The organism is Cytobacillus stercorigallinarum (assembly GCF_014836495.1).
GTDB classification, from domain to species: Bacteria; Bacillota; Bacilli; order Bacillales; family Cytobacillaceae; genus Cytobacillus; species Cytobacillus stercorigallinarum.
The window spans coordinates 62,780-88,356 of record NZ_JACSQT010000007.1 but is presented as its reverse complement, the minus strand read 5'-3'; the positions used below and the strand labels follow the sequence as shown (position 1 = coordinate 88,356).

The following is a 25,577-nucleotide window of genomic DNA, read 5'->3' as shown; positions in this document are numbered from 1 at the left end:
AGTATCATGCTCTCGGCTTTGTTGGCAACAATTCTGATCGTTGTTAGCAAGACCTTTACCAAATTCGGTGAAGGTCTTTTATGTTTTCTAAACCTTTACCTGAAAACGGTAAAGGTTTTTTGTTTTTAAGTGAAATAAACAGGGAATGTTAAGTAAAAGCTAATACTGTTTTTCTTACTTGAAAATGATATTTCGCAGGGGATGTTACATAAATGAAGGAGGAAAATTCATTTGGAAGCAGCATTATTATTAGAGTATGGTTGGGTGCTTTTAGTTCTTATCGTATTAGAAGGATTATTAGCAGCAGATAACGCACTTGTTCTTGCCATTATGGTAAAACACTTACCTGAAAAGGAAAGAAAGAAAGCATTATTTTATGGTTTAGCTGGAGCGTTTGTATTTAGGTTTGCCTCATTATTCGCTATTTCATTTCTTGTTGATGTATGGCAAATTCAAGCATTAGGTGCAATTTATTTAATCTTTATCGCGGCGAATCATATATTCCGGAAGCTTCTGGTCAAAAAGCATGACGTACCTGATGCATCTGCCAAGCCGAAAAAGAAATCAGGTTTTTGGATGACAGTTTTTAAAGTTGAGTTAGCTGATATTGCCTTTGCAATTGATTCAATCTTAGCAGCAATTGCTTTAGCAATGGCATTACCACCAACTGGTATTGGTACAATTGGAAGTATGGATACAGGGCAATTCCTCGTTGTATTTGCAGGTGGAATGATTGGATTAATTATTATGAGATTTGCAGCTAATATCTTTGTTGATTTACTTAATAAACGTCCTGGTTTAGAAATCGCTGCCTTTCTCATCGTCGGTTGGGTAGGTGTAAAGTTAGCGGTCACAACTTTAGCACACCCTGCACTGGCTGTATTACCGGAAGGCTTCTCTCATTCAACTGCTTGGAAAGCAACATTCTATATCGTTCTTATTCTTATCGCAGTTGGCGGTTGGTTTTTATCGAAAGAAAAAACAGATGAAGATGGAACTGGAGATAACGACAAGTTGGATCAGACATTAAAGGAAGAAAAAGAACAATTGTAATATTTGAGTGGAATATCCAAAAAAGCGTTCACCTCTTTAGAAGGTTGAACGCTTTTTCATATCATTAGATAAATCTAAATTACTTTTATATAACTGCTTATATAAAAAGTAAATAATAGGCATCCCAATAATTAAAACAGCAAATTCGCCAATAGCAGTTGTGACCCATGTGATGAAGAAAGGAAGGCCAATAGCCAGTTTTAATTGTAAGGCGATAATCCACATCATTACAGTAAAGACGATGGTGTTTACTAACATACGTAACCAAATATTTTTAACAAATTTAAATAGAAACAAGCTAATTAGTAAACATATGATGGAATGGGCGACCCCAAATGTTAAATCAAATGGCTTCATTGGTGAAAATAGTAGGTTCGTTAAAAAAACACCAAGGACAATGCCATAAATAAATCTTCGGTTTAAAACAATGAGATGATTAAATATCTCAGCAAAACGAAACTGGATAGCTGAAAAAGCAATTGGCTGTAATACCATTGATATGGCAATATACATAGCAGCCAAAAGACCATTAGCTACAATCATTCTAATATTCATTTGATTACACTCCTAGTTTTTTATCGTGGGATGGTTTCGAACCACGTTAACAATAGGTTATAATATCAGGTTTTAGGCGTGTTTGTAAATGGTATTATTTATATAAGAAAAAAATTCACAGTATGATCTTATAAATATTTCTATCCATCTTAATTATTTAGTTTGAGTTTTTAGTCTTAGTTAATCTAAATTCAATGGGTTGAATCCCAAAAAATTTATTTAAGTAAATAGTATCTTGTTTGAAGCTACGATCACTTCTTGTTAGTGCAGATAAACACATGCTATATTTTAGAACTAATAAGATAATGTGGTAGCGTCACTTATGCAAAAACATCAAGAACATACTACAGGTGTATCCTTACTAGTAGATCTCCTCTAAGTAGGAGTTTTTCTTTTTTATAAATATTTTTCTTATAAAAGGGGAAAATATTTAAGACTTAAGAGTCAATCATTTGAAAGGAGTTGAAAGTTATGGCAAAAAGGTTTTTATTCATTCTTTCCAGCATCTTATTGTCTTTCTCATTAGCAGCATGTGGAGCGAATGATGATCAAGATCAGAGTCCACCTCCAGAAACCAACAATGGTATAGAAAATGATAATAATGGTGATGAGAATGTACCTGGAGTAGATGAAGATGATACGATGTTTAAAGATGATGAGAAAGATGGTGATCCTGACCCAGAAGATGCGGTTGAGGACCCGGAAGATATGAATGATGGTAATAATCGAGATGAGTAAAACTAAAGCCCTTCTCAATCGAGATGGGCTCTTTAGCTAAAACCCTAGTTAGTATATGTACGTATTTAATTCTAGCACCTGTCTCTTCTCGATAACTATAGTTTGATGTTCTTATGCAAGAAAATGATTCTTTCTATTTCTTCAAAACCATTTTTCTTATAAAATTCTTCGGCAGGTATACCTCTATCTGTGAGAAGTGTAATGTTACTTATGTTACTGCTATGAAGCTCCTTTATTAAATGATTTAACATCGCTCTTCCAATACCCTTATTTTGACTTTGTGTTTTTACACACATTTCATTAATAAAAAACTCATCTCCGCTCCACCATGCTCTATTTACACCAAAAATAAAGCCAATTATTTCATCGTTTTCTACCGCTAAAACGCCTAGAAATCCAGGTGTCTGATAAAAACTCAGTAAATATTTTTTTGCCTTTGTAAATGTCCATTCATCATTCCAAGGCTCATCATTAAATACTTCAATAAATGTTTGCACACATTTATTTAAATCATTCTTTTCTAATCGTTTAAATTCCAAGGTGAATTCTCCTTATCGCGAAATATATTTTTAGAACCACTTCTTTATGGATTATTCTACCACGAAAAATTTCCTTATTTAGTTAACTTGCCTCTTTAGCTAAAATCCCTGACATAAAAAATGAACCATGAAACATAAATAAATAAGAAAATGAAATACAAAAGGGTATTTATGTCAATATGTTTTTAATATATCAGATATTTAATGGAGCTATGAAAATTCTCCTATATGAATACAGGTGAATATTGTTTGAATATGTTATAAAACAGTATTTAATAAGGTTTGTATAATTGTTAAAATTTTGTGAAGATTTTATGACGTAATTATATAAAGATAATATTTTGGTTCAAAAGTCTTGACATTTCTTCTGTTTCATATTAATCTGAATTTAAAGAAAACTCAAAAGGATTTTGTATGGACAATTAAACTTGTCAGAAAATCTTACAAAACTGTTTTCTTCTAAAAAAGATATGAACTTTATTTTCAGAAAATAAAGTCATTTGAATAAGGAGAGAAATATTTATGAGAAAGAAAAAGTTATCATACATCGAGTTAGTTCGTCGTAATAAAGAAGAGTTATTAAAAAATCCAGATCAACTTGAAGTCATCGAAAAACGTTTAGAAAAAAGGCATGAAAAAGCGAAATAAGCCTTTTATATAGAAAGGGACCAGGATAATCATTCTGGTCTTTTTATTTGGAGTAAATAGGGGATGCGTTATAGTGTATAACTTTAGGTATAAATTCCTTAAGTTACAATTGAAGCGGGTAAATATTCTAGAGTGTTTTTAACAATTGGTTTCATTTTTATAATGCAGAGGATTGTAACTAGTGATCCTGCTAATTGGTTGTCAGTAAAAAAGGAAAAGAAAGGGTATTAATAAAAGCCGCTCAAGTAGAATGAGCGGCTATATGAATGCTTTTTATTTATTTTTATAATAGTCAAAGAAAGCTTGGAAAATCTCTAATCCTTGGAAAAATAAAAGTGTAGTTGCAGTTAATGAAAACATACTAATCATAATCATACGAACAATCATTATTATTTCCTCCTTTAATTTTGTGTACTATTCATACAAAAATTAAAAGAATAATTATAGATAATTAGATTGGAAGAAAATCGGCTGCTTATGTCTACTGTTTTGAATAGAAACATAAGTGATTTGGCAGATGCCAAGTAAGAGTAAGCTGAAGAGCATTAGTGATACATGCTCAAAAACAAGCGGATGTTTTTTGAGCTCTTCTTTTAATGGAGAGGTATCACTTAAATGGGAGTCGTTAAAGACTGCATGTTGATGATCTCCCCAAGTGCTCAAACTTGAATGTTCGCTAGGATATTGGACAACTAAAAATGCACAGAACATGATAAGTAATCCAAAAGAGAAACTCTTTTTGCCCGTCATCCGTACCCCACCTTTCCTTCAAGTTATTATCCATTATACCCACTTTAGCTGATTTGTAAAATAAAAGATTAAGAGAAATCATTCATTTGATTCTTCCACTTTCTTTATACTTTATTAATAAAAGTGGAAAAGATGACTAAAGTAAATAGGTAAACGTATCATTTTTTATTCCTAGTATGTTCTTCTAATGGCTCTAAAACAGGGGGCATGGATTTTTATGTCTGCTTTTCGCGTTTTCCTCTAGAAAACCCAGCATGACCTGAGCTATATGTAAATGCCATTCTCTAATGGTCAAATTTAACTGTTTGGATTGTTTCTGCTCCCTCTGTTTCACCCACCTGTTATCCATGTAATCTGTTGGTTTTCCTTTTAGCAATCATTCGAACATAATGGGGATGGCGCATGTTGTTGAATTCGTTCTTAAAGAAAAAGGGGGTCTGGGATGTTGCTTAAAACAAACCACCAATGATCAACCTTTTATCCATGCCGAATAGAGAATTTTAGCACGTGCAGACATTCGTTTTTTTTAAAAAATTTAACCATTGGGCATCGGATGACGTGTCCTTTTGTTTTGAAGAGTTGATTTTTAACTAAAAATAAAACTTCTGTACTCACAAACAAGTATATACCAAGAAAGGTAATTACAATTGATACTTAGATGTCTTTGATAAGTGAAACATCGCCTTATTTGTTGTTTAATGGTAAAGGAAATGCTGGTTGAACATAGAATATAGTAAATAAGATCGATTTGTTAGAGGAGGGATACAAAATGATTGTTGGATTAGTATCAGTCATCATGATTTTTGGAATACCAATCGTTGCGATTATTACTAGCCATTTAAGTTCTCAAACCGAATTAAAGGCGAAAATAATTGAAGATCAAATAAAATTAGAAGAACTCAAACATCAAAATTATTTATTAGAAACGGATAAAATGAGGAGAGAATTAGAAGCACAGCTCAAACTCGATGAAAAAAAGTTAGTATAAGGCAAAACAAAGAGCCGTTCATTAATCAATAAGCGGCTCCTTGTGTTTGTTATGATAGGTCATCCATTTTTTTAACCTCTAGATAATGTATTTGGTGACCATCGATTTCGGTCACAGTAAATAAGTATCCATCTAACTCTAATTGGCTACCAAGTTTAGCATCAAAGTTTAATGTGAGGAACCATCCTCCGATCGTATCGATTTCATCATCTGGTAAATCAAGGTCTAACAAATGGTTAACATCTTCAATTAATACTTTAGAATCAAGAATATAATGGCCTTCTTTTATCTTACGAATTTCCGGAATTTCATCTTCGTCAAATTCATCACGAATTTCACCAACAATTTCTTCTACAATATCTTCAACGGTGACTAATCCCGACGTTCCACCATACTCATCCATTAAGATTGCAAGGTGTATCCGATCTTTTTGCATCTTTATTAATAAGTCGTTGATTGGAATGGTTTCAATAACACGTAACACGGGATTAATAAAATCATGTATAGTAAGCTTCTTTGTTTCTTCAGGCTGAAGGTTTGCGGTAAGAAATTCTTTAACATTAACAAAACCAACAATATTATCTTTATCACCATCGACAACTGGATAGCGAGTGTAACGTTCTTGTTTAATGGTATTTCTAAGATTTTCAAAGGAATCATCGATTGAAAAAGTAATAATCTCTGTTCGTGGAACCATGATTTCTTTTGCTACTCTTTCATCGAATTCAAATATATTATTCATGTACTTCAATTCGTTTTTGTTGATTTCGCCACTCTTATAACTTTCAGACATTAAAATACGTAATTCTTCTTCCGAGTGTGCAGCCTCACTCTCAGATGCGGGTTTAAAACCGAAAAGCGCAACAATGAGACGGGCTGACCCATTTAACACCCAAATAAAAGGGTAGGTAATGCGATAAAACCAAATAATAGGTTTTGCAAAAATAAGAGTAATGGCTTCTGCCTTATGAATAGCGATCGTTTTTGGTGCCAATTCACCAAGGACCACATGTAAATAAGTCACAATCGCAAATGATACACCAAATGAAATCACATGTGTAAGAGAGGCATTAAGATTTAAATTATTAAATAATGGCTGTAGCAACTTGAGTACGGTTGGTTCACCTAACCACCCCAATCCAAGTGCTGTTACAGTAATTCCCAGCTGGCAAGCGGATAGATATTCATCTAAATGGGTAACTACTTTTTTTGCTGAAAGGGCTTTACTATTCCCTTCCGCTATTAACTGATCAATTTTAGACATTCGAACCTTAACTATCGCAAATTCCGTCGACACGAAAAAAGCAGTTAAAGCAATAAGTATAACAAGTAATATTAAATTTAACGTAACCGTCAAAATGTAATCGTCTTACTTTTGGTAAGACTTTCACCTCCTATATTTTCTTCATGAATGTAAGTCTCAGGAAGTGACGAGAATTCATGTCTTACCATTACATTGTCCAAATTTCCTATAAGCAATGCCTTTTTATTCGTTTATTTTAAGAGTAAAAGCAATGTTTGAATAAGGGACATGCTTTCGGAAGAGACATTCTTCTTAATATATTCCTGACTTGTTACATCAGTTTTATTTAAATGCGCAAGCACTTCTGAAACCTCATCCTTTAATCCATTAATCTTAATTCTTAGTTCACGTACATCAATTTCTTCTGCTTCGTGAACATCTTTTTCGTCTAACTTTCTCTTAATATCCAGTAATGACATACCGTCAGATTTCCACTTTTCAATCAAATGTAATCTTTCGATGGCTGATGCGTCATAATAGCGATAATTTGCAGGAGAACGTTCTGCTTCAAGCAAACCAAGATTTGTATAATGATCAATGGTCCTTTTAGTTAAATTTACTCTTTCTGCCAACTCACCGATTTTTAGTTTCTCGTTCCCAACGTGATACCTCCAAACTATAACGTTATGGTTAAATTATACTCCTGTCCAGTTTAGTTGACAATAGTTTCGACTTACAAAATAAAATCAACTTAGTTTAGATTGACATATGACACGTTGTCATTTAAGATGGGAAGTGATTATGACACATTGTCATTCTTGGGAGGGGAAATATTGAACACGCCATTAAACCAAATTGTTGAGAATCTTCGTTTTCAAGGTATAAAGGCTTCTATATGTAAAAGACCACAAGGTTTAAGGAATATGCACAGCTGATTTTTGGTAACATCGGTATGTATTTACCGGCAGTATTCCCATTAGGTAAGGGAAACCTATAGACAGGGGAAAACGCCCCTTTGTCTTTAAAAATAAATAAATTAGGAAGGATGGCATTCACATGAATATGAATCCTTTTACTGATATGCCTATATTTGTTAAGAAAGAAATCGAATTATTGAATGAACGTTTGGCGCCAGCAATGAGAGTGGCTTCTCGTTATTCCTTATTTTCATTCCCGCTAGTTGTTTTCTCAATCATGAATATCATCATCGTTCTTTTCACCATGCCTACGGATGAAAACACTTGGATAACTTTGCTTATCTATTCTATTTTAGGTGCAGTAGGTATGGCTTTATCTAAAGAATCGAAAATCCGCAGAAAAGCAATTGAGAAAAAAAGCGTTGATTATATGATCCAACGTATTAATGAAAGCAAAACAGCAACCGAACAAATGAAAAAAAGATATATCATTATGATTAATGAGAAGCCTGTTATGGCGCTAGCGCAATTTATGGAATTCTTGCACGAAGAACAGCGCCGTTCTTCATTTTAGATTATTCTCTTAGGGAGGGGAGTATAATGCCAAAAATTACTTTTTATAATTTACCAATTGAAAAGCGAGAAAAGCTCATCAATGCTGTGAAGCAAGAATTTTCTCGCGTGCCACTAACGCAAGCATCCATTAGTAATATTGTTAAATCTGCCCGTATTCCAAGGGGAAGTTTTTATCAATATTTTGAAGATAAGGAAGATGCCTTTTTTTACTTGCTAGAAGAAAGAGTAAAAAGAAATCAAAGTGAAGTTTATTTTTTATTAAATAAGTACAATGGGGATATTTTTGAAATGATGATTGCCTTTTTTGAAAAGGTGATTACTGAACAAGATGAGAATCGTAACTTTCTCAAAAATTTATTTTTAAATATGACATATGAAGTGGAACATGAATTTGGTCGAAGTTTTAATGGATATGAAGCCAATCAGCAGTTCATCCAATTCGAATCAAAGGTAAACACAGAATTATTGCATATCTCAAATCAGGAAGAGTTTAAGTATTTAATGAAAATACTTACATCGGTATTACTGCGCAGTATTATCGAGGCATTTTCCAAAGAGCTATCAAAGGAAGAAGCAGTAAGAAATTTCAAGTTAGAAATAACGCTCTTAAAGCGTGGGCTAAAAAAATAATCAAAAACGTAAGGGCTGTTGGGGAGGATTTATTCTTTTCAGCTCTTTTTTTAGATTCAATCATGTGATTTTTTCACAAAATTCCAAAAATAAATACAGTGGTGCTATAATAAGAATAGCAATAGTCAATAAAGCCATTATTCCCCGTAGAAGGGGGGTGTTGCTTTGTCAGTTTTTGAGGCATTGGTATTTGCTTGTACATTTACAAGTTTAATAATGGCTGTGCTACAATTCAAAAACGATGATAAAAAATAATCCACCTGCTGTAGGTGGACGGTGTCAATTATTAAATGGCTAATACTATTGCGAGATCGGACGGTGTTGCCGCACCACCGATCTTTTTTAATATATGCCTTTATCTAGTCCTATTATACAATAGAATAATTTTTTTGAACAAGCTTTAAGTAAAAACTTAGGTGTGTTTACTTTATATGCCGTACCAAACTCGTCTTTGCCTTTTTCTTAACTTCATTTCCTGTTACAATCATAAATATGATAACAATTTGATTATCATAATCATTATTTTAAGGGAAGGTTTCCTACCTTTTAGAAGGTATCAAATATGAAAATTAGATTATTTACAAGAAAAGATAGTACACAAATCCAATCTGTTGCTAGGGAGAGTTGGCGTTACGCATATGAAGGCTTGATTCCCCAGCAGACACAGGTTGATTTTTTATTATCTGTATATAATGAAGACGCTTTAATGAAAGGTTTGTCTACTTCTGTTTTATTCGTTGCTGAAGAAAAAGGAGAAGTGATTGGATTTGTTCATTTTTCTTTAATAAATATAAAAAAAGAAATAGAATTAGGCGCTTTATATATATTGCCGAGTTTTCACCGTCAAGGTATTGGCACAGCCTTACTAAAAGCAATGTTTGATTATTTTAAAGGTGTTCGTAAAATTACGGTTTCTGTCGTTATGCAAAATGATGCTGCTATCGATTTTTATCATTCAAAAGGATTTAAACAAGTAGGAGAAATGAATGATTCTATTTACGGATTTAGTATTCCGACCATTGTTATGGAATGGGGAAGTAACACACGTCCAAATGTGTAGGGGGAAGTTATGTATACTGTATTCTCAACCTTTGATGTAAATGAAAGCAAAGCAAATGAAGTGATTGAAATATATAAGAATCGTTCACGTCTAGTTGATCAAGCAGATGGGTTTGTCGACTTTATGTTGCTGCAAAACGATAAACGTAAAGGAGAACTTACAGTACAATTAATTTTCGAAACAAAGGAAGATTATTTGCGATGGGTAAGAAGTAAAGATTTTAAACGAATTCATGATCTTGAAAAGAAGTATCCAGATAAAGAATTAGCAGCAGTGATTCCAAAAGTGTCGCAATATAAGGTTGTGGTAAAGTGAGTAAATATGAAATGATCGCTGAAGCAGTAACAAAAAGGATATTTCGAGAGGATCCTACATTAATTGAACGATACGGTGACCGTGGGAGAAATCAAACATTTATTGATAATATGCATCACCTAGATTATTTAAAGACGGCAATGGAATTAAATACATCAAAGATTTTCACTGACTATACCCTTTGGTTAAGAGGTATCTTAATTAAATATGGTATGACTACACAAACCTTGATTGATAATTTTCTTTTTTTAGAAGAGGAATTAAAAAAATGTACGATGGTAGAGAATGAAATTAGTTCTGCCTATATAGGTTTGTTAAGAGAGGCAGTGTCTATTTTAAGAGATGTCCAAGGAGGAGAGGCACAGTGACGAGGGGGGAAGAACTAGCAGAAATCCTTTTAACTGGAGCCTTTGTTGATGCTTGGGAATATATTGAGCAATTCGATTATTTGTCTAATGTAGAAATATATCAAGATATTATTACACCGGCAATGGTTAAAATTGGCCTGAAATGGGAAAATTTTGAGATAACCGTTGCAGATGAACATTTGGCATCGGGGGTTTGCGATCTCATTCTTTCAAGATTAGCTGCAACTCATCAGTTCGAAACTAATGAGTTTGCACCGACTGCCATGTTTCTTTGTTTATCAGGGGAGCAGCATTATTTAGGATTGAAGATGGTAGCAAGTATATTCGCAGAGAATGGATGGAAGATCAAGTTTCTAGGAGCCAATTTACCTGTACAATATGCTTTGCAGGCTGCGAAAGATTGGAAACCAGATGTGATTGGCCTATCGGTTTCAATTGCTCCTCATTTAACGGCACTTACTGAATATATGGAAGCTTTTTCGTATTTACCAAAGAAACCTAGGGTTTTATTAGGTGGAAGGTTGACGAATTTATATGACTTAGCTTCCTTTACGGCGATTAAGCCAGAAATTATTCCCAACATATTTGCTGTAGATAAATGGATAACCGCTTTTCATACGGAAGCGAGGAAAAAGAAAATTGAAGGTTGAGTTCGTTAATAAAAGCCTCCAAGTTACACAACCTAGCCGATAGGAACATAAACTTATACATGTTCCTATCGGCTAGGTTTGTGGCTACTATATTTTTTCTACCTCTTATATTAAAATAATTTGAGTTGACCAATTCGTTCTACTGCTTCAATTAATCGTTCTTCATCGACAAGTAATCCAACTCGAACATAACCTTCACCAAAAGTGCCAAATCCTTTTCCAGCGGCGACAGCTACATCGGCTTTTTCCAGTAAGTAATCAGCAAAATCTTCACTATTATACCCTTCAGGTACAGGCATCCAAGCAAAAAATGACCCTGAAGGTGACTTGCCGTACCAGCCAATTTTTTCACAAGCGTTCATGAATGCATTTCTACGCCCCTCATATCGTGCAACAAGCTCATCTACACTCGTTTGATCCCCATTTAATGCATCGGCTGCGGCTTTTTGTATGGCAGGGAATAAGCTCACATACATATGGTCTTGAAGAAGATTGATGGCATCAATGATCTTTTCATTTCCAACTGCAAATCCAACTCTCCACCCAGCCATATTATATGTTTTAGATAATGTATACATTTCAATGCCGACATCTTTCGCTCCGGCTGTCGCCAAGAAACTTTCAGGTTTCTTTCCATCAAAGCCGATGGCGCCATAAGCGAAATCATGTAAGATGGTGATATTGTTTTCTTTAGCAAAAGCAACAGTCTCTTCAAAAAATGTCGAATCAGCTGTCGCACCTGTTGGGTTATTAGGGTAATTCAAAAATAATAGGCGAGCATCCTTTTTTTGTTTTTCCGTAAACTGTAAAAAATCAGGTAAAAAATGGTTTTCTTCTTTTAAAGGAAAGGTTTCGTATTTTACATTGGCCAAAACCGCACCAGATTCATAATCAGGGTAACCAGGATCTGGTAAGAGCATTAAATCTCCCTCATTAAGAAGGCATAATGGAATTTCTACTAAACCTGCTTTTGCGCCAAAGAGGATAGCGACTTCTTTTTCAGGGTTAATGTCTACCCCATATTCACGTTTATAAAAGGAAGCAGCGGCTTTCTTTAATTCATTAATTCCTCGAAAAGGAGAATATTTATGTGTCATTGGGTCTTCGGCAGCCTGCTGAAGTGATTGTACAATATGTACAGGTGTAGGCTGGTCGGGATTGCCTTGTCCTAGGTTAATAACGTCTCTGCCTTCAAGTTTTGCAGCAGCTACTTTTTGAACAAGGGAAGCAAAAAATTGTTGAGGTAATTGCTTCAAACGATGCGATAATTCCATTTTTTAATCCACCTTCATTTATTTAATCTATATACGAACGCATTTTATAACCAAAAAGACAAAATGTCCAGTTAATTTTATAAAAAGGGAAATATTCAATCTCCTTTTTTATTTTAAAAGGATAAAGAAGGAGAAGTTTTGTCGATAGGCACTTTTTCTAAGAAGATTGGATGTAATAACATTATTTCGAACATTGACAAAAATAATGGAGAGTAGTAATATCATATCATAAAAATTAAATAAAAAGCTTATCCAGAGAGACTGAGGGACTAGGCCCTATGACGTCCGGCAACCCCCAATATTGGGAAGGTGCCAATTCCTGCAGAATGATATCCATTCATTCTGAAAGATAAGGCGGAATATAAATCAATGCCTCTTTCAGATGATGAATAGTGGCATTTTTTATTGGTTAAAATTCTGGTTACAGCTATGGGGAGGAAACATAATGAGAAAGTGGCTAATTGTTTTATTCATTGCAACTGTTAGTTTACTAACAGCATGTGGCGGAGGTTCAGACACGAGTGGAGAAAAAGTAGATGAAACGAAAGAACTTAAAATTGGCGCTACTGCCGGTCCTTATAGTGATATGTTGAAGAAAGCCATTGTACCTGGTCTAGAGGAAAAAGGATATAAAGTAACTGTCGTAGAGTTTAGTGATTATATCCAACCTAACAAAGCTTTAAATGAAGATGATATCCAAGCTAACCTTTTCCAACATACTATTTATTTAGAGAACTTCGAGAAAGAAAATAATATGGACTTAACACCATTAATTATTGTCCCAACAGCCCCTATGGGAATTTACTCGAATGTGTTTAATTCAATTGATGAGATAAAAGACGGTGCAACCATTGCTATTCCAAATGACCCAACGAATGCAGCGCGCGCCTTAAATACGTTAAGTGACGAAGGTCTTATTACGATTGATGGAAATGCCGATCCACTAACAGTATCTGAAAAAGATGTGAAGGAAAATAAAAAGAACTTAGTCTTTCAACCGATTGAAGCAGGACAATTACCAAGATCTCTTGAAGGTGTTGATCTAGCTGCAGTTCCAGGTAACTTTGCATTGGCAGCCGATATGGACTTATTAAGTGCACTAGCATTGGAAAATATGCTTGATGATTATCGCAATGTGGTTGCAATTAGAGCAGACTATGAAGATAAACAATATGCGAAAGACTTAAAAGAAGTGGTTGAGTCTGCAGAATTTGAAAAAATCATCGACGAATCGTTTCAAGGGTTTGGAAAGCCAGCGTGGATGGAATAATTATAAACGAAGTAAGTCTAAACAAGAAACCGAACAAATTCATATGGATTTGTTCGGTTTCTAATGATAATAGTGGAGAATAACTGTTAACTTATCTTTCGAATCATTTGTATTTTGGTCATTCCTTTATTTACAATTTTTTCATCCTGCTCATTGACGATTTTTAACCATTCGTGAAAAATTGGTTGTAAGCCATAAAAGGAAGTGACTCTTCTATACATTTCTTCTTTATTAAATTGTGTTTCATAAGCTGCGAGAGCTTCTTTAGTAAATTGATCTCCGAAATCCCAATATAGCCCTGCAAAGTCAAACGCCGGGTCCCCTATTTGCGTATCTGTAAAGTCTATAATTCCTGATATCTCCTTTTTGATTGGATGATAAAGGATATTGGCACTTGTCAGATCGCCATGAATCACCACTTTTGCTTCTTTAAATTTTGACACCGCTAAAAATAGTTTATTAATTTCTTCCTTTTCGCCTTCATTTAAGAACGGAAATATTTTTGTTTTCAGCGTTTGCTGTAATTGCGCCCAATAATCTTTACTATGTCGTTCTTCTATACCGCCTTTCTTTGCTTCATATATATCCAAGCGATGTAATTCTGTAAGAAATATACCTAGCCGCTTGGCTTCATATAAAGGAGGAATAATCAATGAATGAGATAATGCTTGTCCTTTAATAAAAGGGTAAAAAACACCAATCACTTGTCCGTCTTTATTATAAAATGGATGATAATTTGGTATTTCAATTATCGATGAAAGATATGATAACTGGTGCAGTAGTTTGATTTCCTTGTTCATTTTCGCTAATACTTGTTTTGTTTTTGGTATTCGAATGACATATGTTTGATTGACAATATAAATATGATGATCCCAACCAGAATGATTGCTTTCAATCTGTATTTCCTGAAGATGCGGAAGGTGTTTTTTAATTAATTCCTTCATGGAACAGTCTCCTTTTATTATTTTGTATAAATCGTTTTTTAGAGGGAAAAATAGGCGAGACATCTTATAAAGGGGAGTGAAAAGCAATGGAAAAAAAGTATGATAATCAAGTGGATGAAAAAATTATTGCTGCTCAGAATGAGGCTCAACAATACAATCAAATGGATACAGAATTAGAACAGTCAGAAGAAGTACAAGCAGGAATGGAAAAAAGTTATGAGTATGAAGTGACTAACCAACAGCCGACATATGAACCGAATAAACCATTTTAATTAGAGAGAAGAGACTTCAATCACATGAAGTCTCTTCTCTAATGATAACATACTTTATTTTACATTGATGCTGTTTGGTGTGCCTGTTTACTTTCCTTGTGTTCGATTCGTCCATAAACTAAGAAGTAAAGGATAATTGAAGCAATTGCCACAACCCCCATATAAATATATAACATACTGTAGCCTGTTATAGGAATCAGTAAACCTAATAAATACGGTCCAAAACCTAAACCACCATCGAGAAAGATAAAGAAGGTGGAAGTAGCTAGCCCCATGCGATGGGGGGGTGTTAATTTGACGGCAATCGCTTGTGTACAAGACTGCATATTACCAAAGCCCAAGCCAATTAAAGCCCCCGCCACTAATAGCATAACACCATTTGAAGAATTACTAAGTAAGAATAGACCTGCACCAAATAATATGAACGCTGGATACATCACATAATTTGCTCCTTTGCTGTCCATCAATCTACCAGTGAAAGGGCGGGAAAGTAAGACGGCAATGGCATAGACAAAGAAGAAAAAGCTAGCGGCATTGACTAAGTCCTTTTCAATTGCATAAAAATTAATAAATGACAAGACGCTAGAATAACAAAATGCGACGGTTAATGTGACGAGTGCAATTGGAAGTGCCTTTGGTTCAATAAAGCTAGCCAATTGAAAGCCAGATGATTGAAATTGAGCTTTCTCATCTTCAGTTAATTCCTTCACATTCACAGTAAACCCGATAAGTAGGCCAATAATACCAAGAACCAAACAAAAAATGAAAATCGTATGAAAAGTTGTGTATTGACTCATTAACATACCGATAAAAGGTCCAATTGCTGTTGCTAAAGTGTTACTCATACTAAAATAGCCGATTCCTTCACCTTTCCTTGTTTGCGGAATAACTGAAGCGACAATTGTACCACTTGCTGTACTTGCCATCCCTAATGTTAAACCGTGGATGAAGCGGGTAATAAGTAAGAAATTAACATCAATTTCAATAAAATAAAGACTTGTTGATAAACTAAATAATAGTAAGCCGATGATTAAAGTCTTCTTCCGGCCAATACGATCAATATATTTACCGATAAACAACCTTCCCACCAATGTTCCTATAATAAATATGCCTGTAACTAAGCCAGCTTGGCTGGCAGTCGCATGATGTGCTTCGACGGCATACACCGCAATGGTAACCATTAATAAATAAAACACTAATGTTAGAAAAAAGTTTACGGAAGAAATGGTGATAAAGTCCTTAGTCCATAATTTTTCTTTTGTTGAACGCATATTTTTTTTCTTCCTCCTTACAAATTGCTTTTAATACTATCAAAAATCCGAATACATTCTTCTTGTTCTTCAGTTGTGATTCCCTCTAATATTTCCATTTCGAACTGATCAATCGGAATGCGGATTTGTTTGTATATGCGCTCACCTTCGTTCGTTATCTTCATTTTCTTTTCACGTTTATCCATGCTTGGGATTTTTTCTACATATCCATATTCCTCAAGCTGGTTTATTGTCCTCGTGACTGTTGGCTTTTCAACACCTTGATACGCAGCAATTTCTACTAAAGTCGTTGGACCGAAATGGTAGAGATAATAAAGGATTGTCCACTGTGCTCGTTGTAATTGGTGTTTCGTTAATAAGCTATTCAGTCTATTTTCAAAAGGGCGATAAAGCATCATAAAATGATGGAAGAATCTTTGGCTAGCTATTATAATATCCACCTCATTTAAAATAGTTATCAATGGTAACTAATATACTATAACAAAAAGCCATCTTGTCTGTCTATGGGGCGATTTATTTTTTCTACAAAATGGGAAATGTTATAAGCTATGGTTGTAGGTGACATGACATTAATAAAAAGTGAAAAGCAGTGTGAATAAGAAAAAGGATTGTAAATTTTCTAAAATATTGATATATTTAAGTGGAACAACTTAATATTTTCTAAAATAGGTGTAAATAGAATGCTTGATTGTCTATTTACTTAAAAGGGAAGTACGGTTAGATTCCGTCGCTGTCCCGCAACTGTATTTGCGAGTGATACGAAAGATGCCACTGTTTCCTTCAATAGGAGATGGGAAGGTTTCGTATCATGTTGACCATAAGCCAGGAGACCTGCCTGTTTAGTGTAAACATCAATTCCTACGTGGATATAGGAGGTGTTAAGTACGGGTAATGAATACATGCCAAAGTTGCATGTTTATTTTTAGTATTCGTTTGAACTTAACAACTTCTTTCTAGAAGTTGTTTTTTTAATGGATTGATATGGAAAAAAGGGGAGCAAGAACGGAGGAAAAGCTTTGTTTGGAACCGTTCCTTATTATGTGAACATAATGAAATCTACGATCATGATAAACAGCTATTCTGCTGAGGGTTATAGTTTAAGAAAAGTGTTAGAACAGTGTAAAGAAGACATCCAAACACTCTCTGTAGAAGAAGAGAAGATCCAAATATATTTGAGGAATGCTGAAAGGGCTTACAGCATTGTCAGGCACGATGTAATTGGATGGGAGGAAAATGATTGTGAGCATGGAGGAGAAATATATACCAGGGTTAGAGGGAATCATAGCTTCTGAGACTAACATTTCATTTTTAGATACGGTTCATGGAGAAATTGTCATAAAAGGTTATGATTTAATTCAACTTTCAAAAACGAAAAGATATTTAGATATTATCCATTTACTTCTAGAAGATCAATTACCAACAGACGAGGAAAAACACGCATTAGCTACTAGGTTAAAGTCCTATTATGAAATACCGACGGCCGTTATGGAGGTTTTTACTCATTTACCAAAAGGAACACATCCAATGGATGGGCTCCGCACGGGCATCTCAAGCTTAGCTGGATATGATACGACTTTAGATGATCGGTCGAAGCAAGGAAATAAAGAAAGAGCTTATCGCCTACTTGGAGGAGTTCCAACGATTGTAGCTAACAGTTATCGTATATTACAAGGTCTGGAAAAAATTGAACCGGATAAATCCCTCTCATATAGTGCCAACTTTTTCTATATGTTAACTGGTAGAGTACCATCCGATTTAGAAGAAAGAGTATTTGACCAATCATTACTTTTATATAGTGAACATGAAATGCCAAATTCAACATTTACCGCAAGAGTAATTGCTTCTACACAATCCGATCTCTTTGGAGCTTTAACAGGCGCAGTTGCAAGTTTAAAAGGGAGCTTGCATGGCGGTGCGAATGAAGCGGTTATGTACATGTTGAATGAAGCAGAAAGTGTCGGTGGCTTGGAAAGTCTCTTCTATAAAAAATTATTTAAAAAAGAAAAGATTATGGGCTTTGGTCATAGAGTTTATATGAACAAAATGGACCCAAGAGCATTAATGATGAAAGAAGCTCTACAAGAGTTATCGATACAAAATGGAGATGATTCATTGCTTCGAAAATGTGAAGCAGGAGAAAGAATTATGGAAGTTGAGAAAGGATTATACCCTAATTTAGATTATTATGCCGCACCGGTTTATGGCATGTTAGGAATTCCTATCCCTCTTTACACACCGATTTTCTTTAGTGCAAGAACAGTTGGTTTATGTGCCCATGTCATTGAACAGCATGAAAACAATCGCTTATTTAGACCGCGGGTCATTTATTCAGGAGCACGACATACTTTACCAAATGGAGGAGGATTACGTGTAAATGCTGAAAACGAATGAAAAGGTTGAAACCGATGTTATTTTAACGAAAATTGCTGATTATGTATTGGATTATGAAATAACAAGTGAAGAGGCTTATCGCACAGCACATTATATTTTACTCGATACAATTGGTTGTGGAATATTAGCGCTAGATTATCCTGAATGTACAAAACTACTTGGTCCTGTTGTACCAGGAACCGTTGTACCTAATGGAACAAGAGTCCCTGGTACAACATTTGAATTGGATCCCATTAGAGGCGCATTTAATATCGGCTGTATGATTCGCTGGCTGGATTACAATGATACATGGTTAGCTGCGGAATGGGGGCATCCTTCTGACAACCTTGGTGGCATTTTAGCAGTTGCAGATTTTTTAAGTAGGCAACGTCTTTCAGTTGGTAAAGAGCCAGTTAAAATGATTGAAGTCCTGGAAATGATGATCAAGGCTCATGAAATTCAAGGTATATTAGCGTTGGATAATAGTTTAAATCGTGTGGGCTTAGATCATGTATTGTTTGTTAAAGTGGCAACAACTGCTGTTACGGCAAAGATGCTTGGCGCAACAAAAGAAGAAGTGATACATGCATTATCACTTGCATGGGTGGATAATTCTGCATTAAGAACATATCGTCATGCGCCAAATACGGGTTCGAGAAAATCATGGGCTGCTGGAGATGCCACAAGTAGGGGTGTTCAGTTAGCTATGATGGCTGTGAAAGGTGAAATGGGCTATAACAGTGTCTTATCTGCACCTAACTGGGGTTTTGAGGACGTTCTGTTTAAAGGGCAAAAAATTACCTTACAAAGAGAGTTAAGTGCTTATGTAATGGAAAATGTGTTATTCAAAGTTTCTTATCCGGCAGAATTTCACGCGCAAACTGCAGCAGAGTGTGCCGTCTTACTTTATCAAAATGGCGATGTAAATGATTTAGATCATATTGATCGAATTACGATTACCACACATGAATCAGCGATTAGGATTATCGATAAAACAGGTCCATTACATAATCCAGCTGACCGTGATCACTGTATACAGTACATTACAGCTATTGGTTTATTAAAAGGAAATATTCGCGCAGAGGATTACGAGGATGATGTAGCAAGCGACCCACGAGTAGATAGTTTACGAGAGAAGATGCAAGTTGTTGAAGATCATCAATACTCGAAAGATTATTTAGACCCGAACAAGCGCTCAATCGCTAATGCGGTACAAATCCATTATAAAGATGGAACTTCTTCAGAGAAAATTGAATGTGAATATCCATTAGGTCACCGATTCCGCCGTGACGAAGCGATTCCAAAAGTATTGCAGAAGTTCGAGTATAATATCAAAACTCATTTTTCAAACAAGGCACAAACAAGCATTGCTAGAGCTGTTTCCAATCAAGAATGGTTAAAAGAGATGCCAGTGAATGAATTTATGAATTTATTCATTATCTAGGAGAGGTGATGCAAGATGGCATGGATTGTTCATAAACCTGTGTTGCAACAAGATTTAGCTGAGCAATTTCGTTCAAAAATGCTAGATAAGAATATATTGCAAATACCAGGGGCACATGATGCAATGGCAGGCCTAATCGCGAAACAGTCAGGCTTTCAGGCGCTATATTTATCAGGTGCTGCATATACGGCAAGTAAAGGACTGCCAGACCTTGGTATGGTTACATCTGCTGAGATGGCACAAAGAGCGAAAGAAATTATTCGAGCAACTAATTTACCATTACTTGTTGATATTGATACGGGGTTTGGTGGGGTATTAAATGCGGCAAGAACAGCTGTGGAAATGCAAGAGGCTAGAGTGGCTGCTGTACAAATAGAGGATCAGAAGTTACCGAAAAAATGTGGCCATTTAAATGGTAAACAGCTTGTAACGACAGAAGAAATGATACAAAAAATTAAGGTGATTAAGGAAGTTGCTCCACACTTAATTATTGTAGCAAGAACAGACGCACGAGCGGTGAAAGGACTTGATGAAGCGATTGAACGAGCGAAGGCATATGCAGAAGCTGGAGCGGACGCTATTTTTCCAGAAGCATTAAAAACGGAAGAAGAGTTTAGCCTATTTTCACAAGCGATTTCTATTCCTTTATTAGCAAATATGACTGAATTTGGTCAGACGCCTTATTACTCAGCGGATGAATTCTCACAAATGGGCTTTCAAATGGTTATCTATCCTGTTACTTCATTAAGAGTGGCAGCTAAAGCATATGAAAACGTTTTTAATATCATAAAAGAAACAGGTTCACAAAAAGATGCGCTTAGTAATATGCAAACTAGAAAAGAACTATATCAAACCATCAGCTATGATGATTTTGAAGAATTAGATGATACATTAGCAAAAACGATACTGACAGAAGAATGATTGTATAGGCGTTCGGTGATACAGCCGAGCGTCAACCTTTCATAGTTATTTTACTTCATAAAAGATTAGGAGAAATGAATAGATGAAAGCAAGGAATGAAATAATTATACAGCATCTAATTGGAGAGATGGCTAGCAATAAATACTTTATTCATGTGTTATTGCATAAGCAAAAAACCCTCAATGAGAATCTTGTTTGGCTTATGATGAAGTTGAAAAAACTTGGTGATATGAAAATCACTGATATTTCTACAGATTTCTATATGTCCCCAGCAGCTGCAACGAATATGACTGATAAGTTAAAGGCACTTGGTTATGTAACGAAAAGTAGAGCACAAAATGACCGTAGAATTGTTAGTGTTCGTTTAACACAAGAGGGAGCAGCCTATATTAATGCCTTATTTCATTCGTATTCTTATGAACAATTATGTTCTCTTCAACAGCAAATATCGACCATCAATACTTCTCTTGAAAAAATAGCGAAAATTATCTAAGCTTATTTCCCGAATGAGGATAAGGTCATTTAACAGTAAGTTCTGTTTTACTCACCTTATCCGTTTTTATATAATCTTTCGGAGGTCGTTCATATAACATTTGAAAGCCATAGTTAATTAATGAATAGACGAAGGCAGAAATAAATAATGAAAATGATGTGAATTTGTACAGTTTATAATGACCAATTTTTTGAAAGAAAGCATTGAGAGGGTATGCAAATAAAAGATCAATAATTAGATTAAGCCCAGCATACCGAATAAACTTCCCGTAGGTTAAATGGAATACCCAAATATTAACGGTAAAAAATGGCCCCAATATAAAGGCAATTGAATCATAAACCATGTATTTTTTTCCGCCCTTTACCCTCCACCATTTAAAAACAAATGATAATAGTGTTTCAATTAAAAGAATGCAAGAGCAAAATAAAGTAACAGGAAGAAACCTTTTAATGGATTTACCAGGGATAAAAAACATGCTTCCCCATAAGATGATGGCATTTAATATACGAAAGATATTAGCTACATTCATACTTTCCCTCCTCTCAAACATGATTATCATTAGAATGTGAAACATCAATAAAATTATGTGTACAAGATGTATTTTTAAGAATAGATCTAGTTGGTAAAAATGAACATATAAACAGAATGATAAGCGGAGGCATCTTTATGAAGGGAATTGGAATTCATCAATATGGCGATATTTATCAATTGCGTGAAATTGAATTTGTAACACCACCAGTAGGTGATGACGAGATATTAATTCAAATAAAAGCGAGTGGCGTGTTAGAAAGTGATTGGCAATTCAGGGCGGGAAAACGATTGAGAGACAATCTTCCCTTACCGATAATTCTAGGAAGTTCCGGAGCGGGAATCATTAAAGCAATAGGAAAAGGCGTCTCCCAGTTTAAAGAGGGTGACAAGGTATTTTTTCAAACGACTATTTCTACATATGGGACATATGCAAACGAAACGATCGTACCATCATCTGATGTTTGTCTCATGCCTCATAATTTAACATTCATTGAATCGGCTTCTCTCTTAGAAAGTAGTATAGCGGCATGGCAAGCAACAGTAGAGGGGAGAGTAAGGGAAGGAAGCTATGTTCTTATTTTAGGTAGTCAAACGAATGTAGGTTTGATGCTCATACAAATCTTAAAGGCAATGGGCACAGTTATAGGCGTACTTACCGAAGATGCAAAGCAGAAAGATGTAATCTATATTAATGGAGATCGTCTGGATCCTATTCATGAGCAATGGCGGTTTGATTTACTAATTGATACAATTGGGCATAGCTCCCCAATTTTTAGTGCGTTAAGGTGGTTGAAGCCAGAAGCAAAAGTGATAAAATTTGCCAAGTCGAGATTTCAAGGCGTTGATAAGGAATGTTTATATTCAATTAATAAGGGGTTGGAACAAATAAAGCAATTAGTAGAAAAAGGTGATCTTGCCCCAGTTTTGGCGCATGTTTATCCGCTGAACATTGAAGGTATACAAAAAGCCCACATAAAAAAACAATATGGCCGTTGTCAGGGGGAAATTGTAGTCTGCCATCGAGACTAAAAGCATGAAAATTTCGTCATGCGAAATTCTCTAACTATCAATCATCTCTAGGCATGTTATAATAATCATGAAAATTCAGAATAAGGAGGTCGCTCCCTTTGACACTTTTGCAAGATATTTATCAAAAATCACTGTACACTTTAAGCGGTCATGGAGTGCGCCAAGTGGAAGTACTTAAAGAAGCCTTCCGCCATGTGCCAGAAGATGTTACAAGTGATATTTACGGCGAAGGCCAAATAATTGCAGCATTTGAAAAGAAGATGGCGACATTATTAGGCAAAGAAAAAGCAGTCTTCTTTCCAAGTGGAACAATGGCACAACAAATTGCACTTAGAATTTGGAGTGATAAAAAACAATCAAAAAAAATTGCCTATCATCCATTATGTCACCTAGAAATTCATGAACAAGATGGACCTAGGATCCTTCATCAATTTGATGTAACATTCGTCAGTGAAGCAAATAGACCTGTAGGTTATGAAGATATTTGCCATTTAGATGATTCGTTCGCTGCTTTGTTATTAGAGTTGCCGCAAAGAGAAATAGGCGGGGTGGTACCGCCACTTTCAGAACTTCAGCAAATGGTAAATCATTGCCGCAAAAATAATATTAAATTACATCTAGATGGTGCGAGATTATTAGAAGTGCTGCCTTATTATGAAAAGAGCGCCGCAGAAGTAAGTGCATTATTTGACAGTGTCTATCTTTCTTTTTATAAAGGTGTAGGTGGGATAGCTGGTGCAATCTTAGCAGGTGACGAGTCCTTTATTGAAGAAGCGAAGATTTGGAAAAGAAGGTTCGGTGGAGATCTTATTAGTCTTTATCCTTATATCATTCCAGCAGACTATTATTATGAAAAAAGAAAAAATAAAATGAAGCGATATTATGAAATATCACGATATTTCGCTGAGAGATTTAACCAAATAAATGGGTTGTATACAAAACCAAAAGTTCCTCAATCAAATATGTTCCATCTTTATTTTGAACAAGGCATAGAGGAAATAGAACAATTGTTGAAATTGGTTTATGAGGAATGTGGTGTGGGTATCACAGCTAGCATTCAAAAGAAAGATAACGATTATTTTGCAGAAATTAGTTTTGGCGATGCAGTAACGGTTATACCAGAAACAGTAATAGAAAAAATGTTTTTAACGATCAAACAGAATAGATAATTATTATTCATAGAATGAGAGAAAAAAATAAATACAGGAAAGCAAAAAGCTGCTTATACAGGCTATTAGGAAGAAATATTGATGACTCCCTTTTAGGAAAAATATAGAAATGCAAGAGGAGATAGATATGAGAAGAAAGGCAATGCTATCAATGTACTGAAAGGCGAGTTTTCTAAAAAGTAAGCTTATCAAGATCGAAAATAAAAAGATGAGAAGGATAAGTAAAACTTTAAAAGATATCAATGGACATTCCTCCTTTTATAAATTTGTAATGGACCTCTTTCAGTACCCTTTATATTAATATATGTATACATAAAGAATCTTCTCAAAAAAAGGGTGCCGTTCATAAAAAAACGGCAAATATCACAGTTTGATTATAAGGAGATGTTAACAATTAAGGTGATCATTATCGGATCAGGTATAGTTGGAGCGAGTGCTGCTTATCATCTAAGTAGAAACGGCATCGATGTTACAGTAATTGATGCGAACCATGAAGGTAGGGCATCTGCTGCTGGAGCTGGCATTGTTTGTCCATGGATTACTCATCATAAACATCCAGATTGGTATACATTGGCTCGCAGGGGGGCTTTGTATTATGGAGAGCTCATTAAGGAATTAAAAAATGATGGTGAGTCGGATATAGGATATAAACAGGTTGGTGCGTTGGCGATAAGCAAAGACGATGAGGGGATCAATCAGTCTCAAGCGGAGGCAATGTCCAAACGGGAAGCGGGTACGCCTGAGGTAGGTGATATTAAGCGCTTATCAGGAGAGGAAGCACGGGCTTTATTCCCGCTATTGAATAAAGAATATCAAGCACTCTATGTGAGTGGGGGAGCTAGGGTGGATGCGCATTTACTTTGTCAAGCGATGCAAAGAGCAGCTTCCTTACATGGGGCTCAATTTGTAGAAGGTAAAGCAAGTCTTACTTTAAAGAATGGGCATGTAGTAGGTGCGGAGGTAAATGGGGAATTATATGCTGGTGATCAAATCATTGTAACAACTGGCGCATGGACAAATGAGTTGCTTTCACCCCTTGATCATTCTATTACGATTAAACCGCAACGTGGACAAATTATTCATTTCGGTGTAAAGGAGTACGATACTTCAGACTGGCCAGTTGTTATTCCGGATTCTAGTTATTATATGCTAGCCTTTGATGATCAAAGAATCGTGGTAGGTGCAACGAGAGAAACTGATTCGGGGTTTGATTATCGATTGACAGCAGGAGGTGTGAAAGAAGTAATTGATGCAGGATTGGAGATGGCAGCATTAGAAAATAGTTCAGTTTCCGAGATGCGAGTAGGTTTTCGACCCATGGGACCCGATACTCTTCCGTTATTAGGTAAACTGGAAGGCTATCATAATGTAACGATAGCAACAGGCTTGGGGCCGTCGGGGATAACAATGGGCCCTTACATAGGGGTGGTAGCTAGTGAAATCGCTTTGGATCATACTTTACCATTCGATCTTACTCCTTATAATCCACTCAGATAATGGATGCTAATTTGTCTTGGTCATTGATACCAAGGCAATTATTTTTGGATAATGTGGAAGTT

General features: G+C 35.3%; 30 protein-coding genes and 3 riboswitches. Of the genes, 20 read left to right on the top strand and 10 right to left on the bottom strand.

Annotated features, from left to right (window positions below; genetic code table 11):
* The first annotated feature begins 231 nt into the window (after nucleotides 1-231).
* A complete protein-coding gene (locus H9655_RS14550; RefSeq protein WP_191815238.1) occupies nucleotides 232-1,053 on the top strand; it encodes a TerC family protein in 822 nt (273 codons plus the stop codon).
* A gap of 36 nt (nucleotides 1,054-1,089) precedes the next feature.
* On the opposite strand, the gene H9655_RS14545 is transcribed toward H9655_RS14550, so the two are convergent.
* Nucleotides 1,090-1,608: a QueT transporter family protein gene (locus H9655_RS14545; protein WP_191815236.1), complete on the bottom strand. Its 519-nt coding sequence runs from the start codon at nucleotides 1,606-1,608 to the stop codon at nucleotides 1,090-1,092.
* Nucleotides 1,609-1,614: 6 nt separating this feature from the next.
* Nucleotides 1,615-1,659, bottom strand: a riboswitch (PreQ1 riboswitch).
* A 420-nt stretch (nucleotides 1,660-2,079) separates the two neighbouring features.
* Here H9655_RS14545 and H9655_RS14540 point away from each other — a divergent pair.
* Nucleotides 2,080-2,346, top strand: coding sequence for a hypothetical protein (locus H9655_RS14540; protein ID WP_191815234.1), 267 nt, complete (start codon nucleotides 2,080-2,082; stop codon nucleotides 2,344-2,346).
* A 95-nt stretch (nucleotides 2,347-2,441) separates the two neighbouring features.
* Here H9655_RS14540 and H9655_RS14535 read toward each other — a convergent pair whose 3' ends face one another.
* Complete coding sequence (locus H9655_RS14535) at nucleotides 2,442-2,885, bottom strand: GNAT family N-acetyltransferase (protein WP_191815232.1); 444 nt, start codon at nucleotides 2,883-2,885, stop codon at nucleotides 2,442-2,444.
* Nucleotides 2,886-3,407: 522 nt separating this feature from the next.
* Here H9655_RS14535 and H9655_RS14530 point away from each other — a divergent pair.
* The gene (locus tag H9655_RS14530) at nucleotides 3,408-3,533 is read left to right on the top strand and encodes an FbpB family small basic protein (protein ID WP_095370308.1); all 126 of its coding nucleotides are present in this window, start codon (nucleotides 3,408-3,410) and stop codon (nucleotides 3,531-3,533) included.
* 441 nt (nucleotides 3,534-3,974) lie between these two features.
* On the opposite strand, the gene H9655_RS14525 is transcribed toward H9655_RS14530, so the two are convergent.
* Nucleotides 3,975-4,283: a hypothetical protein gene (locus H9655_RS14525; protein ID WP_191815230.1), complete on the bottom strand. Its 309-nt coding sequence runs from the start codon at nucleotides 4,281-4,283 to the stop codon at nucleotides 3,975-3,977.
* A 769-nt stretch (nucleotides 4,284-5,052) separates the two neighbouring features.
* On the opposite strand from H9655_RS14525, the gene H9655_RS14520 reads away from it, so the two are divergent.
* Nucleotides 5,053-5,271 (top strand): hypothetical protein, encoded by a 219-nt coding sequence (locus H9655_RS14520; RefSeq protein WP_225230657.1) that lies wholly within the window; start codon nucleotides 5,053-5,055, stop codon nucleotides 5,269-5,271.
* Between the two features lie 49 nt (nucleotides 5,272-5,320).
* Here H9655_RS14520 and H9655_RS14515 read toward each other — a convergent pair whose 3' ends face one another.
* Nucleotides 5,321-6,628, bottom strand: coding sequence for a hemolysin family protein (locus H9655_RS14515; protein WP_225230656.1), 1,308 nt, complete (start codon nucleotides 6,626-6,628; stop codon nucleotides 5,321-5,323).
* 137 nt (nucleotides 6,629-6,765) lie between these two features.
* Nucleotides 6,766-7,146, bottom strand: a complete 381-nt coding sequence (locus H9655_RS14510; protein WP_191815228.1) for a MerR family transcriptional regulator — start codon at nucleotides 7,144-7,146, stop codon at nucleotides 6,766-6,768.
* 424 nt (nucleotides 7,147-7,570) lie between these two features.
* On the opposite strand from H9655_RS14510, the gene H9655_RS14505 reads away from it, so the two are divergent.
* From H9655_RS14505 to H9655_RS14480, 6 genes are all read left to right on the top strand, one after another.
* Nucleotides 7,571-8,005: a DUF5392 family protein gene (locus H9655_RS14505; RefSeq protein ID WP_191815226.1), complete on the top strand. Its 435-nt coding sequence runs from the start codon at nucleotides 7,571-7,573 to the stop codon at nucleotides 8,003-8,005.
* A 26-nt stretch (nucleotides 8,006-8,031) separates the two neighbouring features.
* Nucleotides 8,032-8,637: a TetR/AcrR family transcriptional regulator gene (locus tag H9655_RS14500; protein WP_191815224.1), complete on the top strand. Its 606-nt coding sequence runs from the start codon at nucleotides 8,032-8,034 to the stop codon at nucleotides 8,635-8,637.
* A gap of 562 nt (nucleotides 8,638-9,199) precedes the next feature.
* The gene (locus H9655_RS14495; protein WP_191815221.1) at nucleotides 9,200-9,697 is read left to right on the top strand and encodes a GNAT family N-acetyltransferase; all 498 of its coding nucleotides are present in this window, start codon (nucleotides 9,200-9,202) and stop codon (nucleotides 9,695-9,697) included.
* Between the two features lie 9 nt (nucleotides 9,698-9,706).
* A complete protein-coding gene (locus tag H9655_RS14490; RefSeq protein WP_191815219.1) occupies nucleotides 9,707-10,012 on the top strand; it encodes an antibiotic biosynthesis monooxygenase family protein in 306 nt (101 codons plus the stop codon).
* The gene (locus H9655_RS14485) at nucleotides 10,009-10,380 is read left to right on the top strand and encodes a hypothetical protein (RefSeq protein WP_191815217.1); all 372 of its coding nucleotides are present in this window, start codon (nucleotides 10,009-10,011) and stop codon (nucleotides 10,378-10,380) included. The genes H9655_RS14490 and H9655_RS14485 overlap by 4 nt, the downstream gene beginning before the upstream one ends.
* Nucleotides 10,377-11,030 carry a cobalamin B12-binding domain-containing protein gene (locus tag H9655_RS14480; RefSeq protein WP_191815215.1) on the top strand — a complete coding sequence of 218 codons (654 nt, stop codon included), beginning with the start codon at nucleotides 10,377-10,379 and terminating at the stop codon, nucleotides 11,028-11,030. The genes H9655_RS14485 and H9655_RS14480 overlap by 4 nt, the downstream gene beginning before the upstream one ends.
* Nucleotides 11,031-11,140: 110 nt before the next feature.
* Here H9655_RS14480 and H9655_RS14475 read toward each other — a convergent pair whose 3' ends face one another.
* The gene (locus H9655_RS14475; protein WP_191815213.1) at nucleotides 11,141-12,304 is read right to left on the bottom strand and encodes a pyridoxal phosphate-dependent aminotransferase; all 1,164 of its coding nucleotides are present in this window, start codon (nucleotides 12,302-12,304) and stop codon (nucleotides 11,141-11,143) included.
* A 245-nt stretch (nucleotides 12,305-12,549) separates the two neighbouring features.
* A riboswitch (SAM riboswitch) is annotated at nucleotides 12,550-12,660 on the top strand.
* Nucleotides 12,661-12,749: 89 nt separating this feature from the next.
* Between H9655_RS14475 and H9655_RS14470 the strand changes: the two genes are divergently transcribed.
* Nucleotides 12,750-13,574 carry a MetQ/NlpA family ABC transporter substrate-binding protein gene (locus tag H9655_RS14470; RefSeq protein WP_191815211.1) on the top strand — a complete coding sequence of 275 codons (825 nt, stop codon included), beginning with the start codon at nucleotides 12,750-12,752 and terminating at the stop codon, nucleotides 13,572-13,574.
* 86 nt (nucleotides 13,575-13,660) lie between these two features.
* Here H9655_RS14470 and H9655_RS14465 read toward each other — a convergent pair whose 3' ends face one another.
* A complete protein-coding gene (locus H9655_RS14465; protein ID WP_191815209.1) occupies nucleotides 13,661-14,518 on the bottom strand; it encodes an aminoglycoside phosphotransferase family protein in 858 nt (285 codons plus the stop codon).
* An 86-nt stretch (nucleotides 14,519-14,604) separates the two neighbouring features.
* Here H9655_RS14465 and H9655_RS14460 point away from each other — a divergent pair, with 86 nt between their 5' ends.
* Nucleotides 14,605-14,790, top strand: coding sequence for a hypothetical protein (locus H9655_RS14460; RefSeq protein ID WP_191815207.1), 186 nt, complete (start codon nucleotides 14,605-14,607; stop codon nucleotides 14,788-14,790).
* A 59-nt stretch (nucleotides 14,791-14,849) separates the two neighbouring features.
* On the opposite strand, the gene H9655_RS14455 is transcribed toward H9655_RS14460, so the two are convergent.
* Both H9655_RS14455 and H9655_RS14450 read right to left on the bottom strand, forming a co-directional pair.
* Nucleotides 14,850-16,061 carry an MFS transporter gene (locus H9655_RS14455; RefSeq protein WP_191815205.1) on the bottom strand — a complete coding sequence of 404 codons (1,212 nt, stop codon included), beginning with the start codon at nucleotides 16,059-16,061 and terminating at the stop codon, nucleotides 14,850-14,852.
* 17 nt (nucleotides 16,062-16,078) lie between these two features.
* Nucleotides 16,079-16,501 (bottom strand): MarR family winged helix-turn-helix transcriptional regulator, encoded by a 423-nt coding sequence (locus H9655_RS14450; RefSeq protein ID WP_318245492.1) that lies wholly within the window; start codon nucleotides 16,499-16,501, stop codon nucleotides 16,079-16,081.
* Nucleotides 16,502-16,711: 210 nt separating this feature from the next.
* Nucleotides 16,712-16,914, top strand: a riboswitch (cobalamin riboswitch).
* Nucleotides 16,915-17,077: 163 nt separating this feature from the next.
* On the opposite strand from H9655_RS14450, the gene H9655_RS14445 reads away from it, so the two are divergent.
* The 5 genes from H9655_RS14445 to H9655_RS14425 all read left to right on the top strand — a co-directional run bounded on the left by H9655_RS14445 (nucleotide 17,078) and on the right by H9655_RS14425 (nucleotide 21,289).
* Nucleotides 17,078-17,353, top strand: coding sequence for a hypothetical protein (locus tag H9655_RS14445; RefSeq protein ID WP_191815201.1), 276 nt, complete (start codon nucleotides 17,078-17,080; stop codon nucleotides 17,351-17,353).
* Entirely contained in the window at nucleotides 17,298-18,452 is a 1,155-nt protein-coding gene (mmgD, locus tag H9655_RS14440; RefSeq protein WP_191815547.1) for a citrate synthase, read from the top strand. Before H9655_RS14445 ends, mmgD begins: the two co-directional genes overlap by 56 nt.
* Entirely contained in the window at nucleotides 18,436-19,875 is a 1,440-nt protein-coding gene (gene prpD, locus H9655_RS14435; RefSeq protein WP_191815199.1) for a 2-methylcitrate dehydratase, read from the top strand. Before mmgD ends, prpD begins: the two co-directional genes overlap by 17 nt.
* Nucleotides 19,876-19,890: 15 nt before the next feature.
* Nucleotides 19,891-20,796: a methylisocitrate lyase gene (prpB, locus tag H9655_RS14430; protein ID WP_191815197.1), complete on the top strand. Its 906-nt coding sequence runs from the start codon at nucleotides 19,891-19,893 to the stop codon at nucleotides 20,794-20,796.
* Between the two features lie 82 nt (nucleotides 20,797-20,878).
* Nucleotides 20,879-21,289 (top strand): MarR family transcriptional regulator, encoded by a 411-nt coding sequence (locus tag H9655_RS14425; protein ID WP_191815195.1) that lies wholly within the window; start codon nucleotides 20,879-20,881, stop codon nucleotides 21,287-21,289.
* Nucleotides 21,290-21,314: 25 nt separating this feature from the next.
* Here the strand turns inward: H9655_RS14425 and H9655_RS14420 are convergent, their stop codons facing one another.
* On the bottom strand, nucleotides 21,315-21,818 hold the full coding sequence (locus H9655_RS14420; protein ID WP_191815193.1) for a hypothetical protein: 504 nt from the start codon (nucleotides 21,816-21,818) through the stop codon (nucleotides 21,315-21,317).
* A 137-nt stretch (nucleotides 21,819-21,955) separates the two neighbouring features.
* Between H9655_RS14420 and H9655_RS14415 the strand changes: the two genes are divergently transcribed.
* The 3 genes from H9655_RS14415 (at nucleotide 21,956) to H9655_RS14405 (ending at nucleotide 25,515) form a co-directional block, all read left to right on the top strand.
* Entirely contained in the window at nucleotides 21,956-22,849 is an 894-nt protein-coding gene (locus H9655_RS14415) for an NADP-dependent oxidoreductase (protein ID WP_191815191.1), read from the top strand.
* A 98-nt stretch (nucleotides 22,850-22,947) separates the two neighbouring features.
* Nucleotides 22,948-24,018 carry a threonine aldolase family protein gene (locus H9655_RS14410; RefSeq protein WP_191815189.1) on the top strand — a complete coding sequence of 357 codons (1,071 nt, stop codon included), beginning with the start codon at nucleotides 22,948-22,950 and terminating at the stop codon, nucleotides 24,016-24,018.
* A 384-nt stretch (nucleotides 24,019-24,402) separates the two neighbouring features.
* On the top strand, nucleotides 24,403-25,515 hold the full coding sequence (locus H9655_RS14405) for an NAD(P)/FAD-dependent oxidoreductase (RefSeq protein ID WP_225230654.1): 1,113 nt from the start codon (nucleotides 24,403-24,405) through the stop codon (nucleotides 25,513-25,515).
* Nucleotides 25,516-25,577: the final 62 nt, after the last annotated feature.

Coding starts and splice junctions, on each gene's coding strand:
- H9655_RS14465 (WP_191815209.1), bottom strand. CDS start 14,518: ATGAAGGAATTAATTAAAAAACACCTTCCGCATCTTCAGGAAATACAG.
- H9655_RS14415 (WP_191815191.1), top strand. CDS start 21,956: ATGAAGGGAATTGGAATTCATCAATATGGCGATATTTATCAATTGCGT.
- H9655_RS14500 (WP_191815224.1), top strand. CDS start 8,032: ATGCCAAAAATTACTTTTTATAATTTACCAATTGAAAAGCGAGAAAAG.
- H9655_RS14530 (WP_095370308.1), top strand. CDS start 3,408: ATGAGAAAGAAAAAGTTATCATACATCGAGTTAGTTCGTCGTAATAAA.
- H9655_RS14455 (WP_191815205.1), bottom strand. CDS start 16,061: ATGCGTTCAACAAAAGAAAAATTATGGACTAAGGACTTTATCACCATT.
- H9655_RS14420 (WP_191815193.1), bottom strand. CDS start 21,818: ATGAATGTAGCTAATATCTTTCGTATATTAAATGCCATCATCTTATGG.
- H9655_RS14460 (WP_191815207.1), top strand. CDS start 14,605: ATGGAAAAAAAGTATGATAATCAAGTGGATGAAAAAATTATTGCTGCT.
- H9655_RS14520 (WP_225230657.1), top strand. CDS start 5,053: ATGATTGTTGGATTAGTATCAGTCATCATGATTTTTGGAATACCAATC.
- prpB (WP_191815197.1), top strand. CDS start 19,891: ATGGCATGGATTGTTCATAAACCTGTGTTGCAACAAGATTTAGCTGAG.
- H9655_RS14470 (WP_191815211.1), top strand. CDS start 12,750: ATGAGAAAGTGGCTAATTGTTTTATTCATTGCAACTGTTAGTTTACTA.
- H9655_RS14525 (WP_191815230.1), bottom strand. CDS start 4,283: ATGACGGGCAAAAAGAGTTTCTCTTTTGGATTACTTATCATGTTCTGT.
- H9655_RS14490 (WP_191815219.1), top strand. CDS start 9,707: ATGTATACTGTATTCTCAACCTTTGATGTAAATGAAAGCAAAGCAAAT.
- H9655_RS14475 (WP_191815213.1), bottom strand. CDS start 12,304: ATGGAATTATCGCATCGTTTGAAGCAATTACCTCAACAATTTTTTGCT.
- H9655_RS14505 (WP_191815226.1), top strand. CDS start 7,571: ATGAATATGAATCCTTTTACTGATATGCCTATATTTGTTAAGAAAGAA.
- H9655_RS14495 (WP_191815221.1), top strand. CDS start 9,200: ATGAAAATTAGATTATTTACAAGAAAAGATAGTACACAAATCCAATCT.
- H9655_RS14405 (WP_225230654.1), top strand. CDS start 24,403: ATGTTAACAATTAAGGTGATCATTATCGGATCAGGTATAGTTGGAGCG.
- H9655_RS14540 (WP_191815234.1), top strand. CDS start 2,080: ATGGCAAAAAGGTTTTTATTCATTCTTTCCAGCATCTTATTGTCTTTC.
- H9655_RS14545 (WP_191815236.1), bottom strand. CDS start 1,608: ATGAATATTAGAATGATTGTAGCTAATGGTCTTTTGGCTGCTATGTAT.
- prpD (WP_191815199.1), top strand. CDS start 18,436: ATGCTGAAAACGAATGAAAAGGTTGAAACCGATGTTATTTTAACGAAA.
- H9655_RS14425 (WP_191815195.1), top strand. CDS start 20,879: ATGAAAGCAAGGAATGAAATAATTATACAGCATCTAATTGGAGAGATG.